General features: G+C 44.6%; 14 protein-coding genes. 7 read left to right on the forward strand and 7 right to left on the reverse strand.

Features of this window, described 5'->3' with window-relative positions:
• The first annotated feature begins 133 nt into the window (after positions 1-133).
• The gene (locus EL162_RS08085; protein WP_076555061.1) at positions 134-961 is read left to right on the forward strand and encodes a tetratricopeptide repeat protein; all 828 of its coding nucleotides are present in this window, start codon (positions 134-136) and stop codon (positions 959-961) included.
• Between the two features lie 112 nt (positions 962-1,073).
• The gene (locus tag EL162_RS08090) at positions 1,074-3,209 is read left to right on the forward strand and encodes an esterase/lipase family protein (RefSeq protein WP_126331357.1); all 2,136 of its coding nucleotides are present in this window, start codon (positions 1,074-1,076) and stop codon (positions 3,207-3,209) included.
• A 60-nt stretch (positions 3,210-3,269) separates the two neighbouring features.
• Here the strand turns inward: EL162_RS08090 and adk are convergent, their stop codons facing one another.
• From adk to EL162_RS08120, 6 genes are all read right to left on the reverse strand, one after another.
• Positions 3,270-3,923 carry an adenylate kinase gene (gene adk / locus EL162_RS08095; protein WP_197719017.1) on the reverse strand — a complete coding sequence of 218 codons (654 nt, stop codon included), beginning with the start codon at positions 3,921-3,923 and terminating at the stop codon, positions 3,270-3,272.
• Positions 3,924-4,200: 277 nt separating this feature from the next.
• Positions 4,201-5,457, reverse strand: a complete 1,257-nt coding sequence (ccmI, locus tag EL162_RS08100; protein WP_126331358.1) for a c-type cytochrome biogenesis protein CcmI — start codon at positions 5,455-5,457, stop codon at positions 4,201-4,203.
• 8 nt (positions 5,458-5,465) lie between these two features.
• Positions 5,466-5,987, reverse strand: a complete 522-nt coding sequence (locus tag EL162_RS08105; protein ID WP_126331359.1) for a cytochrome c-type biogenesis protein — start codon at positions 5,985-5,987, stop codon at positions 5,466-5,468.
• Between the two features lie 9 nt (positions 5,988-5,996).
• Positions 5,997-6,575: a DsbE family thiol:disulfide interchange protein gene (locus tag EL162_RS08110; RefSeq protein WP_126331360.1), complete on the reverse strand. Its 579-nt coding sequence runs from the start codon at positions 6,573-6,575 to the stop codon at positions 5,997-5,999.
• A gap of 2 nt (positions 6,576-6,577) precedes the next feature.
• Positions 6,578-8,578, reverse strand: coding sequence for a heme lyase CcmF/NrfE family subunit (locus EL162_RS08115; RefSeq protein ID WP_126331361.1), 2,001 nt, complete (start codon positions 8,576-8,578; stop codon positions 6,578-6,580).
• A 155-nt stretch (positions 8,579-8,733) separates the two neighbouring features.
• Positions 8,734-10,056 (reverse strand): DUF445 domain-containing protein, encoded by a 1,323-nt coding sequence (locus EL162_RS08120; RefSeq protein WP_076555068.1) that lies wholly within the window; start codon positions 10,054-10,056, stop codon positions 8,734-8,736.
• A gap of 219 nt (positions 10,057-10,275) precedes the next feature.
• On the opposite strand from EL162_RS08120, the gene rsmD reads away from it, so the two are divergent.
• The 5 genes from rsmD (at position 10,276) to infA (ending at position 14,977) form a co-directional block, all read left to right on the forward strand.
• The gene (rsmD, locus tag EL162_RS08125; RefSeq protein WP_126331362.1) at positions 10,276-10,893 is read left to right on the forward strand and encodes a 16S rRNA (guanine(966)-N(2))-methyltransferase RsmD; all 618 of its coding nucleotides are present in this window, start codon (positions 10,276-10,278) and stop codon (positions 10,891-10,893) included.
• A 396-nt stretch (positions 10,894-11,289) separates the two neighbouring features.
• Positions 11,290-12,408, forward strand: coding sequence for an aspartate-semialdehyde dehydrogenase (gene asd, locus EL162_RS08130; RefSeq protein WP_126331718.1), 1,119 nt, complete (start codon positions 11,290-11,292; stop codon positions 12,406-12,408).
• A gap of 452 nt (positions 12,409-12,860) precedes the next feature.
• Positions 12,861-13,847, forward strand: a complete 987-nt coding sequence (locus tag EL162_RS08135) for an asparaginase domain-containing protein (RefSeq protein ID WP_126331363.1) — start codon at positions 12,861-12,863, stop codon at positions 13,845-13,847.
• A complete protein-coding gene (gene truA, locus EL162_RS08140) occupies positions 13,844-14,671 on the forward strand; it encodes a tRNA pseudouridine(38-40) synthase TruA (protein WP_126331364.1) in 828 nt (275 codons plus the stop codon). The genes EL162_RS08135 and truA overlap by 4 nt, the downstream gene beginning before the upstream one ends.
• Positions 14,672-14,755: 84 nt before the next feature.
• The gene (gene infA / locus EL162_RS08145; RefSeq protein ID WP_029102801.1) at positions 14,756-14,977 is read left to right on the forward strand and encodes a translation initiation factor IF-1; all 222 of its coding nucleotides are present in this window, start codon (positions 14,756-14,758) and stop codon (positions 14,975-14,977) included.
• A gap of 129 nt (positions 14,978-15,106) precedes the next feature.
• On the opposite strand, the gene EL162_RS08150 is transcribed toward infA, so the two are convergent.
• Positions 15,107-16,078 (reverse strand): porin, encoded by a 972-nt coding sequence (locus EL162_RS08150; protein ID WP_126331365.1) that lies wholly within the window; start codon positions 16,076-16,078, stop codon positions 15,107-15,109.
• Positions 16,079-16,342 lie beyond the last annotated feature (264 nt).

A 16,342-nucleotide genomic window follows, 5' to 3' on the forward strand; every position in this document is an offset into this window, starting at 1 on the left:
CTGTTATTATTGACAGTGTTTTGGCTTACTGATGCTCTTGGCTACGGCCAATTATGCTGCAAGATAGTTGCTTATTTATCAGTATTGCTTAATAAATATTTATACAATCATTTACTGTAATATGGAAGGTTTTATGAAAAAACTCACACTAAGTTTCTTGTCTTTGGCGATGATTGCCACAACTGCAACCGCCAATACCACAACCAGCTACCAAAGCCCAACCATGCGTGGTGAGATTACCGAAATTATCACGCCTCGTGCTGGCATTGCCGATCTATTAACAACCAGTATCAAAGGCTTGCCAACGCCGAATATTGCCGTTACTGAGATTAAAAATATCCCAACGGTAACAATCCCTGCCAACACCAAAGGCACGGTCATTCTTGATGTTACTTTGATTGATGAATTTATCAATGATGTCGCCCCCAATGCTCGCCATTATCCAACCAATTTCCCGACACGCACCGCTGAGTATATTACCACCGAAAATGTCAAATACCTGTCTGACTGGATTGAGCCTTATGCCAGTGCCAGCGATGCTTCGTTTGATGTTATCTTGCGTGCTGCCAAATTAAACAGCATGGCACGCAACCTAAACTTGGGTACGGCATACACACTGCGTGCCAGCAATCATATGCAAAAAGCCCTACAATTAAAACCAAATGACAGCGAGGCAAACTATCTGTTTGGCATGATGCTGTCAGAAACTGGTGGCTTTAAAGAAGGTCGCAAATATCTAGACAAGGCAGTATCGCTTGGTAATGTTGAAGCTGAGCAAAGCATTGCCCAAGCCGATTTGCTCAATGACAACAAAACTTCCGCCCTAAAACGCTTACGAGATTTGGCTGCCAAACACCCAAACAATGAAATCATCAAGCAGCAAATCGCCATCGTTGAAAATGGCGGCTACTACATTTGGAATATCAAGGATAACGACATTAATGTCAAGCCGCTTCGTTAATTAGCCAATATTTAATGAACTTATCCTACAGCAAATATCCATACAAAGTTGTGTGGGTATTTGCCAAATTTTGAGCATTTGGCTTGCTAACTTTAACCCATTTTGATGACTCATGGCACAGTTTATCTCTCCGCTCACCGCCAAAATTATGGCGGCATTATTCATCACCGCCACAACTGCTGGCTGTAGCACACTACAAGCACCAAAACAAAGCCCAGCCAAACTTCTGCAAGAAACCCGCAGTAGTATCATCACCGATAACGAGGTTAGTGCTGCCACGCGTTCTACATTACTAAGTTCAGGATTTAATCAAGAAAGCTGCATGGCGACATTTGACAGCTGCATTGATGCAGTAAAATCGTCATTTTTGGACGACAAAGTCAGCAAACCCATGCTTGCTGTGCTAAGTGAGCTTTATTATACACGCACGCTGTATCTTGCACTGCAAGATGGTTGCAAAACCCTGCTTGATAGACCGCCAATTGATCCATATTATACCAATGCACCTTTAAGCGAGGCTAATAAAAAAGAAAAACAAAACGCCCAAAATCAATGCCAAAGCGACTATCGAGATGCTCTGTACCAAACCGTACGCAACAGCTATGCTTATTTGTTTTTTGATGCACTTAATAATAACACCCAAACCATCAGTCCCATTCCTCAAGAAATGGATATTCGCACTTTGGACTTTTATCACTTAGCAATCAATGAAATCATCAGCCAACTGTATCGTGCCGATAAGGGTATTTTTGCCGCAGCCAAACTTCGCCATCATTCACTCAACACGCCATCAATAGAACCAAAATACCAACAAGTACAGCTCTCCACCCTAATAAGCCAAGAAAATGGCACAGACAATCAGCTGGATTTATCCATCAGTAATTATCCATACTATTTAGAATATCTTAAAAAAAGCGATGGCGAGGTATTCTCCGAATTGGTTTCTGCTTATGATTCTCGATTAAGCAAACTGAATGTATATTCACGCCGCTCTGGCTTGGGGGTGAGTTTTATCGGCTCGCTAAAATCTCGCTACACCGCCAACAGTCTTGACCGCCGAGCAAATAAGCCAATTGCCGAACGCATTCACACCACAGGACATCTGCAAGTAACAGCAATTATCGAACCTACTGGCAACAGCCTTGATGAAGTACTAAATAGCAACCGCTTTGGCGTTTATTTATTCAACCCGCAAGCACAAACCCAAATCACCATCAAAGGCAGACCCTATCCTTTGGCGGCGAATTTCTCGGCAAGTTATGCTTTGTGGCTTAACGAAAATCGCCTCCAGCAGCTTAGCCTGATGAATATGGTATCAAAAGGCGATGCCATGGCTTTGCCCGAGCTTTTTATGCTAAAGCCCTTTGACCCCAACCAAAAAGTCATCATTATGCTGCACGGCTTGGCATCAAGTCCTGCCACTTGGGTAAATCTGACCAATAATTTGCTTGCCGACCCCAAGCTCAATGATGCTTATCAAGTATGGCAAATCGCCTACTCAACCAATTTGCCGATTTTGGAAAATCGTTATCAAATCAATCAACTGATTCGCCAAGCGTTCGCCAGCGTCGATCCTGATGGCACAACCGCCGCCAGTCGCAATGCGATTTTGATTGGGCATAGCATGGGTGGCGTCATCTCTCGCCTTTTGGTTTCTGATGATAACTTAAATCAGTATTTAGATCAACTAAGCGATGGTGAGCAGGACAAACTGTTTAGCAAGCTGTCCATTGATCAAAAGCAGCTACTGGACGAACGATTGGCACTGTCCACGCTGCCTCAGGTGGATACGGCAATATTTTTATCCGCCCCATTTCGTGGTACTGACTATGCTGATCGCTGGTTTACTCGGGCAGCCAGACGCATTATTCGCCTGCCTGTCGATTTGACCAAAACAGTCAATGCAGCCATCAGCGAAGGCAACCAAAGCGTGCTGGGTGCTTTGTACCTACAAAATGGTGCCAGTCAGCTGTCCGACCGCTCAGCCTTTATGACACTGACAAAAGATGTAACAATCAGCCCAAAGGTACGCTATCATACTTTGGTTGGCAACAACAAAGCCAACACAGATTCAGCAGCAGATGCGGTTGGTGCAGCTATCTCGGACGGCATTGTCCCTTATAGCAGCTCGCATTTGGCAGGAGCAAGTTCAGAAACCATCATTGCAGGCAAGCACAATATTCACGAAAGTCCAGAGACCATTGCCCAGTTACGCAAAATTCTCTATGAACATCTTGCCAAACGCTAAAAAATGCCCATAAAAATGCCCAAATGTATCAAACATTTGGGCAGATGCCAAAAACACAGCTTAAGATTTTAAAACAGCAAAAATCTCATCACGCACCACAGAAATGGGTTTGGTACCATCAAAATTATGATACGCTGGGGCATTTTCGCCCGATGCTGCCACTTGTTGATAATGACCGATTAAGGTTGCTGTCTGGGCATGATATACCGCCAAACGATCTCGTACGACCTCTTCTTTGTCATCATCACGCTGCACCAGTGGCTCACCTGTAACATCATCAATGTCGGCAACCTTAGGCGGATTATGCAACACATGATAAGTGCGGCCTGATGGCAGATGAGCACGGCGACCTGACATACGGCTGACAATCTCATCGTCAGGCACACTAATTTCAATAACAAAATCAATATCAACACCTGAGGCTGCTAATGCTTCGGCTTGTGCAATGGTGCGTGGAAATCCATCAAAGATACAACCACCAGCACAATCAGGCTGACTGATACGCTCTTTCACCAAATTAATAATCAACTCATCAGAAACCAACTGACCTGCATCCATGACGCTTTTGGCAATCTTGCCAAGCTCACTGCCTGCCTTGATTGCTGCACGCAACATATCCCCTGTTGAAATCTGCGGAATGCCAAATTCTTTGGCAATCAATTGAGCCTGCGTGCCTTTGCCAGCACCTGGTGGCCCAAGTAAAATAATACGCATCATCTTCATCTCCAAGATTATCACAACAACTCGCACCGCTTTTGGCTGCTAGCAGTGCGTACAACCCTTTACTATAAAACACATCGCCAAATTGTTCAAGTAATTTATGAAAAAACCGCTCAATCATTAAGGTTTTGGAGCTTTTCTCCAGCCACTTGCCGTGATGATTGCCCGCTTTGGTATTTTTTAAAAACAAGCAATCACAACCAACATTCATCAATTGTAGGCTGACAAAACCAGCAAACCATCTGCCGCCATATGCCAAGAGCAAATATTGCTATGGCACAAGCTGCGAGATGGTCAGTGCAACCTCTGTCTGCTTATCCAGCACCACAGGATTGGCGAACAAATCGCCCGATTGAGCAATCGCTGAACCAGCTCGACTGATACGAGCATTCACCACCAGCGTAGCAGCTGATTTGCGTGCCGATGACAGAGTGCGTTCTGGCATCATGGCATCAAGATCGCTTAGGCTGACCTTAACGCCACTGGTTCCTTGTATCTGGGCGACAGATACTCGCTTGACAGCAAATGGAGCACCGCCTGCCTGATCGCTGATGGAGACAAACAGCACCTCATCAGGCTTAACCTCTTTTAGCAAATTCGGAGCAATATTAACCACCACTGACACGCCTTGTGCGATAGCAGCTTCTTGCTGATTAATATTGGCAATGAGCTTATCCAAACTTGCCAACGCCTCGCTACGATCGCCAGAGCTTTGGGCGATATTGGTACGCAATCTGGCAATCCATGCTTTTGCTTGGGTGTAGTTACCTGCTCGCGATTCACCCATTGCCATCATCATCATCGCCCCTTCGTGATTTGGCGTTTTTGCCAAAATACCCTCCAAAGCAGCACGAGTGGCAGCATCCAGTCGCCCTTCATTGACAAATACGCTGGTCTGTGCATAAATCAAGGCAATCTCATCGTTATCAGGCTCCAAGCGATTGGCTCGTGCCAGTGCTTCCAAGGCCTGAGGCTTGGCATCAAGCATCAAAAATAGCTCCGACAGTCGCATCCAACGATTGGCATCATAAGCATAGCGATGAACATTGGTCTGCATGGCACTGATTAACGCTGTCGAATCTTTGACCGCCCATTCTGGTGGCACATCAATTTTGCCCGTCAGCAAATCATCAGCAACTTGTCCGACTGTATCTTGTGCCTGCCACAGTGCATAGACAGGGGTACGGTCAGCAACCAGCACATAAGCGGTTGCTGCCAAGATTGGAATCCAAATCATCACAATCGCACGACCCTTCACGCCGACAGGTGCATGAGTTTCGGCAACAGTTTGTGCGTCAAGCAATTGGCGTTTTAGCTCGGTAATTTGTGCTTGGTAACTGGTTTCATCAATCACGCCTGCCGCCTTGTCGGCATCAAGCTCAGCAATGCGTTCGCCAAAAATTTGTACATTAATTGCCATTAGCTGGTTATCAGAGCTTCGCTTGGCACGCAACCAAGGAAAAATCACCACCAGTGATACAATGACCGTCAATACAGCACATAATGAAAAAAATAAAATCAAAGTCATATCAAGCCTTAGTTATTGCCGGTGGATTGATTCTTGTTGCTAGCATCAGGGGCGGTTATGCCATGATGAGATAAAATTTTGGCAATTTTTTCCTCTTCGCTGGCGGATAATTTCGCCTCAGGGTCTATCGCCACGACGGCACTGCGTCCTTTTTTTGCTCGATAGAGCCAGCCGACAATCAGCACAAGCAGCAAGATGGGCGGAAAAAACCACAAAATCCAAGTTGAAGGTCGCACAGGTGGTCGATAGCTAATAAAATCACCATAACGCTCAAACATATACTTGCGAATTTCGCTATCAGAACGCCCTTCTTTAACCATTTCATAGGTTTTTTGTTTTAAATCTTGGGCAATTGGGGCATTTGATCCAGCCAGATTCTGATTTTGGCACTTGGGGCAACGCAGCTCTTCAATCAAGCCACGATACTGTGCTTCTTGTTGTGGCGAATCAAATTGATACAAATCAACCTTGATATTTGCCACAGCTGGCAAAGTTATAAAAGCCAATAAAATTATTAAAAATAACTTCATAAAAATCCCTTATTTACACGCCTGCAACCGTGCATTTGAATCCAAAGACTTATCGCGAACAGCTTGGAGACATTGTGCAATCGCCTCCCAATTGCTATCATCAACCATGCCAACAATGTGCTTATACACGATGCCATCATCGCCAACCACATAGCTCTCTGGTGCACCTGTAATGCCCAAATCCAAAGCATATTGACCTGACAAATCCTGCACCGAATACAAAAATGGATCTTGATATTTGTTTAGATAATCTAAAGCATTGGCAAGCTCATCTTTATAATTCACGCCAACAAGCAGCACGCCTTGCTCTCGCAGCTTCAACAAAAATGGATGCTCAGCATAGCAGGTTGGGCACCAAGAACCCCAAACATTGAGCAAAAATGGCTGCTTGGGCAAATCTTGATTGCTCATCATGCGTGTCGTGTCGGACAATAATGGCAAATTAAATGCAGGCAAAGGCTTGCCAACCACACGGCTTACCTCAATGTCTGTTGGCTTGCCCAAACGAGTAAATAACATCACAATCAGCACTGCAAAAACAACCAGCGGAATGATAAAAGTTAATAGGCGTTTGTTTGATTTTGTCATGACTACACCTCCATCTTGGCAGTTTTGTTGGCTTTGTTTAAGCGATAACGCTTATCAATAATGGCGATAAATGCACCAAATGCCATAATAATCGCTCCCAGCCAAATCCAACGCACCATCGGCTTGACATAGATACGCACCGCCCAAGTATTATTATCAATCGTACCATCTGCAGCTGCGATTGGCTCACCCAAGGCAACATACATCTCGTTCAATAAACTTGAGCGGATCCCCACCTCGGTCATCGGCATCATGCTGATGATGTAGTTGCGTTTTTCAGGATACAGCGTTGTGATGAGCTGATTGTTTTGTTTGATACTGATTGTTGCTCGTGTGGCATCGTAGTTTGGACCTTTGATTGATTCAAACTTTTGCAAATCAAAATCATAACCTTGCACATGCACACTATCACCAACGCTCATTGCCACATCTTTTTCTAGGCTCATGCTGCTTACGCCTGCAACGCCAAGTACACAAACCAGCACCCCAATATGAGCAATCTGCATACCCCAGTAGCTGGGCGTTAATTTGCCAAGTGCCGCAAACAATCCCGTGTTGCGATGACGCAGCTTTTCCTTAATGTCAAGCAGCATAAAACTTAGCACCCAAAGAGACAATATGCCCGAAACATACAGCCCAAAGTCCACCTTAGGCTCTTCGGCAAGCTGTGATAATAAATAAGCCACCACCGAACCTAGCACCACACCACTTATTGCACACGCCATCACAGATGCGAGCAATGGGCGACTGTCGTATTTATAACGAAGTACCGCTCCAACACCCATGAAGCCAAGCAACACCCAAGTCAAAGGCACAAATAACGCATTAAAATACGGAGGACCAACCGACACCTGCCCCAATTTTAGGGCATCGGCAATGATTGGATACAGTGTGCCAAGCAGCACAACAAGAGCTGCAACAAGTAGAACAATATTATTAATCACCAATACAGTTTCGCGAGATTTTAAGCGATAACTGCTCTCAACGGTCAGCTTCCAGCCACGCAGTGCAAACATGAGCCAACCAAAACCAATCACCACCGCTAAAATGACCAAAATCGCAAGGCCTCGCTTGGGGTCGGCAGCGAACGAATGCACCGAAGTCAGCACACCCGAACGCACCAAAAAAGTACCAAGCAAGCTCAAGGCAAACGCAAAAATCGCCAGCATAATTGTCCATGCCTTGAACACGCCGCGTTTTTCGGTAACAGCCAACGAGTGCAACAAAGCAGTTGCCACAAGCCACGGCATCAAAGAGGCGTTTTCAACAGGATCCCAGAACCACCAGCCTCCCCAGCCCAGCTCATAATACGCCCACCATGAGCCAAGTGCGATACCTAAGGTCAAAAATGCCCATGCTACCAGCGTCCAAGGACGACTCCAGCGTGTCCATACCGCATCCAAGCGACCTGCCCACAATGCCGCCATACAAAAAGCAAATGGCACAGACAGACCAACATAACCCATGTACAGCATCGGCGGATGAAAAATCAACCCAGGGTCTTGTAGCATCGGGTTCAAATCCGCCCCATCAACAGGTAAGTTGGGCAGCACACGCGTATAAGGCGATGAGGTAAAAATCATCATCGCCATCATCATCGTCTGCACCCCTGCCAGCACCGACAGTACTCTGGCACGCATATCCAGCGGTAATCCACGGCTAAATACCGACACCAGCATAGACCAAGCGGACAGAATTGTCATCCAAAGCAGCAATGAGCCTTCATGCCCACCCCAAGTGGCAGAGAGCTTATAATACCAAGGCATCAGGCTGTTGGAGTGCTTGGTAACATAAACCAAGCTAAAATCATTATATAAAAAACCAGCAACCAACCCAGCAAATGCCATCAGCATTGCCAAGAATTGAGCTACAGCAAGACTGGGTGCTAGCCGTTGCCACTGTGCTTGATGCCGCATGACACCGATGGCAGGCAGCACCATTTGCAATATCGCAAGCATAAACGCCAGCAATAACGAAAAATATCCAAGTTCTGTTATCAGCATATCTTATTACTCAGTTTGCTGTGCAAAAATTTTGCAGGGCTTTTAATTTATTGTTGGGATTATCATTTATAACGCAGCGACTTGCTCTGATAATAGCAACCAATTATTTGGGAATTATCATACAGCCGCCGCTTGTGTTTTGTTGGTTTATATTGTCAAAAAAACACCACCACCAGATGCAACCACCCTGCCAAAAAGCCTGTGATACCACCCAGTATAATTAAGGTTAATTCATCTTCTTGAAAAGCAGGTCTTAACAAATTCTGAAATTCTTTTGGTGTTAAGGCACGAATACGGCTCTCAAACAAACCAAAAATTTTGCTGGCACGAGAAGTGTTGAGCTTAGGATCACGAATCGGCACCATCGTTGCGTCAATGGATTTGTCCAAAATCGTATCTTTAAAGGTATCCAGACTGCGTTCGTCCATGCCCATCTTCAGCGTCGTGGCAACCATTGGGTCTTCAAGCATGGTGTACAAATGCGATTTCATCAAGGTGCGAGTTTTATCCGCTCTTGCACCATACATCATCTCATGCATGATATTTTCAAGCGTAACCAATTCTTTGACGACAATTTCGGCAAACACGGTCGAGACTTCATCTTGTCGCTTCATAAATCCACCCTGCCAACTGTAACGATGCCAATGGGGACGCAGCCAAACGATTCGCTTTTGCCCATCGACCATCTCATAACGAAACAGACGAATAAACGACACCATGCGTGGCTCAACAGGGTTAAATACCATCCAAATCGCAATCCAATTGGTCAATGCACCCCAAATCATCGCAAAAAATGGCACGGTCCAATGCTGCGGCACAAAATAAAACAGCACCATCTGCACCACACCAAAACCAAAGCCAATTAACGCACTGATTTTCCAGATGAAATTAATTTCTTTTTTGCCAACTCGCAAAAACATATCCACCATCAGCTTGCGATCGTTTTCCATTTTGCTAACAATCATTTGTCGCATATCCACCAGCGATTCAACATTATAAGTCAAATCCATCACCAGTGCCTTCATGATGCTGGGCAGTCTTGTGTGCACATGCGAATAAATGCGGCGGCGAATGGCATACGGCATATGTGTCCATAGGGTATAAGACCGCTCAAGCATAATCTCATCAATGAGGTTTTCTAGGTTTTTATCGACAGTTGCCGTGATAAACTCTGCCATCTCCTCAGGCTCCATCGCCTGAAAAAATTCATCAAGCGAGCCCAGTTTTGATAAAGTCTGATCGACAATCACCCCTGATATTTTGCCTGCTTTGGCAGGTACAATGCCTTGCCAGCCAAGACCTTGCAAACCAAACGGCATATTTTTGATACGAATACCAACAAATCGGATTGGGTAAAACAGCATCTCCAACGCCATCCAAACATGAGCCCAAGTAACAAATGCTGTTACAGGCGGAATCGTGAGCATGGCAATAAATTCAGGATGTGCCGCAAAGGTCTGCCAAATCGATGAAAACATAGTTTTTGGTCTGCTTATACGCCTCATTATCTATCAACGGGCGTTTTGGTTATCTTTTGGTTACAATAAAGCGATTTTGTAGCATGGATAAATCCCAACCATTGTACCATATTTGCCCAAAAATAAATCATCAGAATAAATAGCAATCCAGACTATCACAAAACCATAACATACGGTAAAATACTGGCAAAATTATGCAAACAACCAGACAGCTTTATTATGAAAAAACGCACCACGCCACATCAACACACCAAACCAAAGCAACAGCTTGGCAAAAATCAAGTCCGTATCATTGCAGGACAGCACCGCCGTCGCCAGCTGTCATTTGTCGATGCTGAGGGTCTACGCCCAACACCTGACCGCTTGCGTGAGACCTTGTTTAATTGGCTGACGGGCTATCTGCAACAATCTTCTGTGCTTGATATGTGTGCAGGCAGTGGCTGTCTTGGTTTTGAGGCACTCTCGCGAGGGGCAAAATTGGTGATATTTATTGAGCCTTATACCCCCCAAAGCCGCCTACTTAAAGAAAATGCCACCTTGCTACAACTGGAGAAACAAGCCGCCATCATCAATGATGACGCACGCACCGCCCTGCCAAAGCTAACTGGCAGATTTGATATTGTGTTCATTGACCCACCTTATGCGGCAAATTTATGGCAAGAGTTGCTTGAACAGCTTATCCAACATCAGCTCATCGATGCAGACAGCTTGATTTATCTTGAAGCAGACAAGTCGCTGACAGCGGTACTAAGCGAGGATTTGTGCCAGCGATTTACTGTACTCAAATCAACCAAGGTAGGTCAGGCAAACGCTTTTTTGCTACAAATGATTAATTAATAACTATACATTAATATAATTATTATCAAATTTTCCTTTAATCACCAAGACAAATCAAAGATTAGTATCGTACATTTGCAAATGATGGGTTTGTTTGGCGAGATTAAATAAGGTTGATTGGTGGTGTTGTAAGTTTGCCACTGGCAATGTGGTGCTTTAACATCATAAACTTCCACATTGCCAAACCCAGCACTCTCAAGCAAACTAAGCTCAGCAACCAAAGCCAAGCATTTGGTACAATCACGACAAATTACGACAATTTTTAAAAATTCATCACAAATGTACAAAAATTGCTTGATTTTTTGCTCATAACAAGGCATAGTTAAACATTGATTTTTCCAATTGCTTTAATTGGTTGTTTTGTTAATAAGAGGTAGTGCAATTATGGCAGAAAAAATGACTGTCGGCTTGGTGGGCTGGCGTGGCATGGTAGGTTCGGTATTGATGAATCGCATGGTTGAAGAAGGGGATTTTACACATATTAATCCTGTGTTTTTTTCAACCAGCAATGCTGGCGGAAAAGCCCCCAACTTCGGTACTGATGCAGGTACACTAAAGGACGCAACCGACATCAATGAACTGGCAAAATGCGATGCCATCATCACCTGCCAAGGTGGCGACTACACCAAGCAAATCCACCCTGCACTGCGAGATAGTGGCTGGACTGGTTACTGGATTGATGCTGCCAGCTCACTGCGTATGCAAGATGATGCTGTCATTATCCTAGATCCAATTAACCGCGAAGTGATTGATGCTGCTTTGGCAAATGGCACCAAAGATTTTATTGGTGGTAACTGCACTGTTAGCCTTATGCTGATGGCGATTGGCGAGCTGTTCCGCCGTGGTTGGGTGGAATGGGTATCAGCCATGACTTATCAAGCCGCCTCTGGTGCTGGTGCTGCCAATATGCGTGAACTTATCAGCGGCATGGGCGTGTTGCACAATGCCGTTGCCGATGAGCTTGCCGACCCTGCCTCTGCCATCTTAGAAATTGATAAAAAAATCGCCGCCGCCCAGCGTAGCGATGACTTCCCTAAGCAAAATTTTGGTGCAGTACTGGCAGGCAGTCTGATTCCATACATTGACAGTCAGCTTGAAAATGGTCAATCACGAGAAGAATGGAAAGGTCAAGCCGAAACCAACAAAATACTTGGCAAAACAGCCGATGATTTGATTAATGTTGATGGCATCTGTGTGCGTATTGGTGCAATGCGTTGCCACAGTCAGGCACTGACCATCAAGCTGACCGAAGACATCGCCTTGGAGCAAATCGAATCAGCCCTGCGTGAGAGCAACAACCCATGGCTTGATGTGGTCGAAAACGACAAAGCTGCCAGCATGGAACGCCTGACACCTGTTGCGGTTACTGGTTCATTGAAAGTTGCTGTCGGTCGCCTGCGTAAGATGAATATGGGTGGCGAATACCTAACCGCCTTTACCGTTGGCGATCAGTTGCTGTGGGGTGCCGCCGAACCATTACGCCGTATGCTTGCCATCTTGCAAGGTCGCATTTGATTTAATCAGTGTTGATTTATTTTTAAAATTACAGCCCAAGCCTATTTTGTGCTTGGGCTTGTTTATGCCATCATGGCCAATTAATCAATTATCATGCCCAAACACCAAAAACCAAGCATGATAAGATTACAAACTGCCGTCCGATATCCGGCAAATAAGCCGTCTGATTAGTGTGGTGGATGTGGTGCAAATCACTACTGCAACAACAAACAAAAATTGTTAGATTAACCAATCCATCAACTCAACCAGTGCAAAACTTCCGCCCATTATCTGTCAATAAACCAGCTCTTGGCAGTGCCTATTTTATAATTTTATTAAAAAAAATACAAAATAAATAATTAATATTAAAGATAAACACAGCAGAAAACTGGTTTTATTCCTTGCTTTTGATTTATAATAATAAATCACGATATCAGCCATAAATTTTTTTAACTTTTTATTAATTGTATAAGATGACAAACTTAAATTGCTGTTTAATTTATGCGGGTGGGACTTTTGGTAGCCATGGCGTGCCATTATCCCCCTTGCCAGCCACTGTATTTTTGCCGATTTTACATAATCAGCTCAGCCAGCACGGCTACCATGTGCAGATACTTGACAATCGGATTATTAAAGATTCAAGCACACTGACCGCAAGCGACTTTGTGGCTTTTTATCAGCTGATTTTGCACGCCTATCAACAAGGGCAAAGACGCTTTGTGCTGATTACTGGCACAGACACGCTGAGTTTTTTGGCAGCGTTTTTGGCAAACGCACTGGCAGATTTTTCAGACATCAGCCTTGTTATCACAGGCAGTATGCAGCCTCTGCTCATCGCCACTTCGCCTGATTATCAGACAGATACCGCAAGCGATGCATGGGCAAATTTGAGTGAAGCCATTGACTTGGCAATGACACATTTTGGTGTCTTTGTGCAATTTTGTTATCACAGCTTTGATGCCCGCAATACCCAAAAAATTGACAGCCAATCCGATAATGCCTTTATCGGTGCTACTGCTCAATTTGGGCAAACACGCACACACAGCACAACAATTGATGAGAGCTTGGCAAAACTGCCCATGTTGATACAACAAGCAGACAATACTGTCATTGAGGCAATATACGCCCTGCCAAACAATCCTGACATCTTGGCAAATGCACTCGCTGGCATACATCGGCACACTCGGGCAGTCATTTTGATTGGCTTTGGTGCTGGCAATCTACCGCAATCTGAATCACTCATCGCCGCCATCACCAAACTGCAACAGCAAGGCATCGCCATCATCAGCACCACCATGTGTGCCTACGGCGGTGTCAATGATAACTATGCCGCAGGTGCTTGGCAATATCAACATGGCGTTTGGTCGGCAGGTACGCTCGGTGTCGCTGGTATTTATGGCAAGGCACTGTGGCTGGCTCTGAACAATCAACTGACACAGGCACAATGGGTGCAATCATGACAACACAAACTCTGGCGGTGGGTATTGAATTTCTGGGTACACGCTATCGTGGCTGGCAACGCCAAGCCGAGGTGCTGGGCGTGCAAGCGGTCATTGAACAAGCATTATCAACCATCGCCAATGAACCAATTGAGCTGATTGCCGCTGGTCGCACCGATGCAGGCGTACACGCAAGCAATATGGTGGCACATTTTATCACCACGGCAGAACGCACGCCCTATAACTGGTTGCGTGGAGCAAACAGCTTATTGCCTGATGACATCGCCCTGCGTTGGCTAACCCCCATGCCAGCTGATTTTCATGCTCGCTTTAGTGCCATTGCTCGTAGGTATCGCTACATTACACTTAATCAGCCCTACCGACCTGCACTGCTTCGTCATCAGGTAACGCATGAATTTGCACCACTTGATACCGCAGCGATGATTGCCGCCAGTCGCCTTTTTGTCGGCAGGCATGATTTTAGCAGTTTTCGAGCAGCTGCCTGCCAATCCAACCAGCCAGTACGCACCGTCAGCCATGCCAAACTGTTTGAACATGGAGCATACTTGGTGCTGGATATTCAGGCAGATGGTTTTTTGCACCACATGGTACGCAATATCATGGGGGCATTATTTGCCATCGGTCGCAATCAAATGAACATTGATGATTTACAGGCATTAATTGCCGCCAAAGACCGCAGCCTTGCACCACCAACCGCAGCAGCAGATGGACTGTATTTTATCAATGCTTATTATCCTGAGCATTTTCAGGCCCTGCTGCCAAGCCTGCCGCTTACGCCCGCTTGGCTCAATCTGCCTGATGACAACTCCATGCCTAAATACTGATAGGTGATAAAAATCAAATTGTCTCTGTATTTTTTGGCAAAAAGTGCTATAATAAGGCAAATTTTTTATTGATTAGTTACAACTATGGCAAAAAAAGACGATATTATCGAATTTGAAGGTGAAGTCATTGATACTTTGCCAAATACCCTGTTTAAAGTACGCCTTGATAATGGTCATGAAATCATCGCTCACATTTCGGGCAAAATGCGTAAGCACTACATTCGCATTTTGACAGGCGATAAGGTAAAAGTAGAAATGACCCCTTATGATTTGAGCAAAGGTCGCATCACTTATCGTGGCAAATAACCAAGCCCGCCCAAAAAAGACTTGATAATCATCAAGTCTTTTTTATTTGTGATGTGATTTTTATTACTTGGCATCATTTATAACAACAAAAAAGCCCATCAGATGATGAGCTTTTTTGGATTTGGCTGATTAGAACTTATATTCTAGACCGCCACCGATGCCATAAGCATCAGCTTTTGAATTAGCTACATTTTTACCATCGTTTGATCTTAGGTATGCAGTGTACAGATGACCTGTGGTGTTGCGGTTAAACGCATACTTACCACCCACTGCCAAACGCTGAGTTTCAGCATCTTTTAGACCCTTGGCATTATCCACCAAATCCACTTGACCATAAGCAGTCCAAGGAGTTTGAGCGACTTTATGCGAAGCACTTACAGTGATGGCATTTTCGTTATTATCAGTGTTTAGGTTGGTATTTTGGTATAATGCACCTACTGTGGTGTTGCCATTTAGCTTATAATCACCACTGACACGAATTGCTTTTAGCTGCTTGCCAGCTTGGATATAGCTTGCACCTGCACGGTAGGCTTGACCTGCTGGCTCATATTGTACTGCCACACCAGCTGCATCACGACCAAGACTATCAGTCGAATTATTTTCATCAAGCGTGTACATGGCTGAAGCAGTGAAGCCATTATAGCTTGGTGATACATAAGCAAAGGTGTTATTGGCACGCGGTGCATCAAATGCAGTCAGTACACTATCACCGCCCAATACACCGCCATCAACTACAGTGGCATAATCTACACGACCGTCAATTGCTTTTAGACGACCTGCCAATAGTGTACCGTATTGTTTGTTTGATAAGCCTAGATAAGTATCACGGCTTCTAAAATTCTTGCCATCATCCGCATCAACATCCACACCATACTCAAGTTGATACACAAGGTCAGTATTTTGGGTAAGTGCTTCAGAGCCTTTTAAACCAATGCGTGAACTATTAGAGTTCAATTGTGAACGAGAATCTTTATAGATGCTGTTGTCGTCGCCACCAGCTACATCAAGTGTTAAGAACACTTTACCATAAACGGTTGGTGCTGCTTGGGCAGCTGTTACAGACAAAGCAGCGATAGCTGTTGCTAGTACAAGTTTTTTCATGGTTTTCTCCACTAAAATGGGCGTTGCCCAGTAAAATTGTAATTATTCGCATACATTGGCGATTGCTATGTATCGTTAGAAATTATTACTTAAACATTTTGGCAACAAAATTTACATTGTTGAAAATATTCACAGCAAGCAATTTCCTGCTTGACTATAGAATACCAATTTTGAAATATTTTGCAATACCTTTTTTGTGATTAATTTTGTAAATTTGGCAAATTTTTTTATTTTTTATTATTTATCAATGACTTATAAAAAATA

The sequence above is a fragment of the Moraxella cuniculi genome (assembly GCF_900637105.1).
GTDB classification, from domain to species: domain Bacteria; phylum Pseudomonadota; class Gammaproteobacteria; order Pseudomonadales; family Moraxellaceae; genus Moraxella; species Moraxella cuniculi.

Bases quoted from the DNA above. Each gene is read 5' to 3' on its own strand.
- EL162_RS08135 (WP_126331363.1), top strand. From the start codon at position 12,861: ATGACAAACTTAAATTGCTGTTTAATTTATGCGGGTGGGACTTTTGGT.
- EL162_RS08115 (WP_126331361.1), bottom strand. From the start codon at position 8,578: ATGCTGATAACAGAACTTGGATATTTTTCGTTATTGCTGGCGTTTATG.
- truA (WP_126331364.1), top strand. From the start codon at position 13,844: ATGACAACACAAACTCTGGCGGTGGGTATTGAATTTCTGGGTACACGC.
- ccmI (WP_126331358.1), bottom strand. From the start codon at position 5,457: ATGACTTTGATTTTATTTTTTTCATTATGTGCTGTATTGACGGTCATT.
- rsmD (WP_126331362.1), top strand. From the start codon at position 10,276: ATGAAAAAACGCACCACGCCACATCAACACACCAAACCAAAGCAACAG.
- EL162_RS08090 (WP_126331357.1), top strand. From the start codon at position 1,074: ATGGCACAGTTTATCTCTCCGCTCACCGCCAAAATTATGGCGGCATTA.
- asd (WP_126331718.1), top strand. From the start codon at position 11,290: ATGACTGTCGGCTTGGTGGGCTGGCGTGGCATGGTAGGTTCGGTATTG.
- EL162_RS08110 (WP_126331360.1), bottom strand. From the start codon at position 6,575: ATGACAAAATCAAACAAACGCCTATTAACTTTTATCATTCCGCTGGTT.
- EL162_RS08150 (WP_126331365.1), bottom strand. From the start codon at position 16,078: ATGAAAAAACTTGTACTAGCAACAGCTATCGCTGCTTTGTCTGTAACA.
- EL162_RS08105 (WP_126331359.1), bottom strand. From the start codon at position 5,987: ATGAAGTTATTTTTAATAATTTTATTGGCTTTTATAACTTTGCCAGCT.
- infA (WP_029102801.1), top strand. From the start codon at position 14,756: ATGGCAAAAAAAGACGATATTATCGAATTTGAAGGTGAAGTCATTGAT.
- adk (WP_197719017.1), bottom strand. From the start codon at position 3,923: ATGCGTATTATTTTACTTGGGCCACCAGGTGCTGGCAAAGGCACGCAG.
- EL162_RS08120 (WP_076555068.1), bottom strand. From the start codon at position 10,056: ATGTTTTCATCGATTTGGCAGACCTTTGCGGCACATCCTGAATTTATT.
- EL162_RS08085 (WP_076555061.1), top strand. From the start codon at position 134: ATGAAAAAACTCACACTAAGTTTCTTGTCTTTGGCGATGATTGCCACA.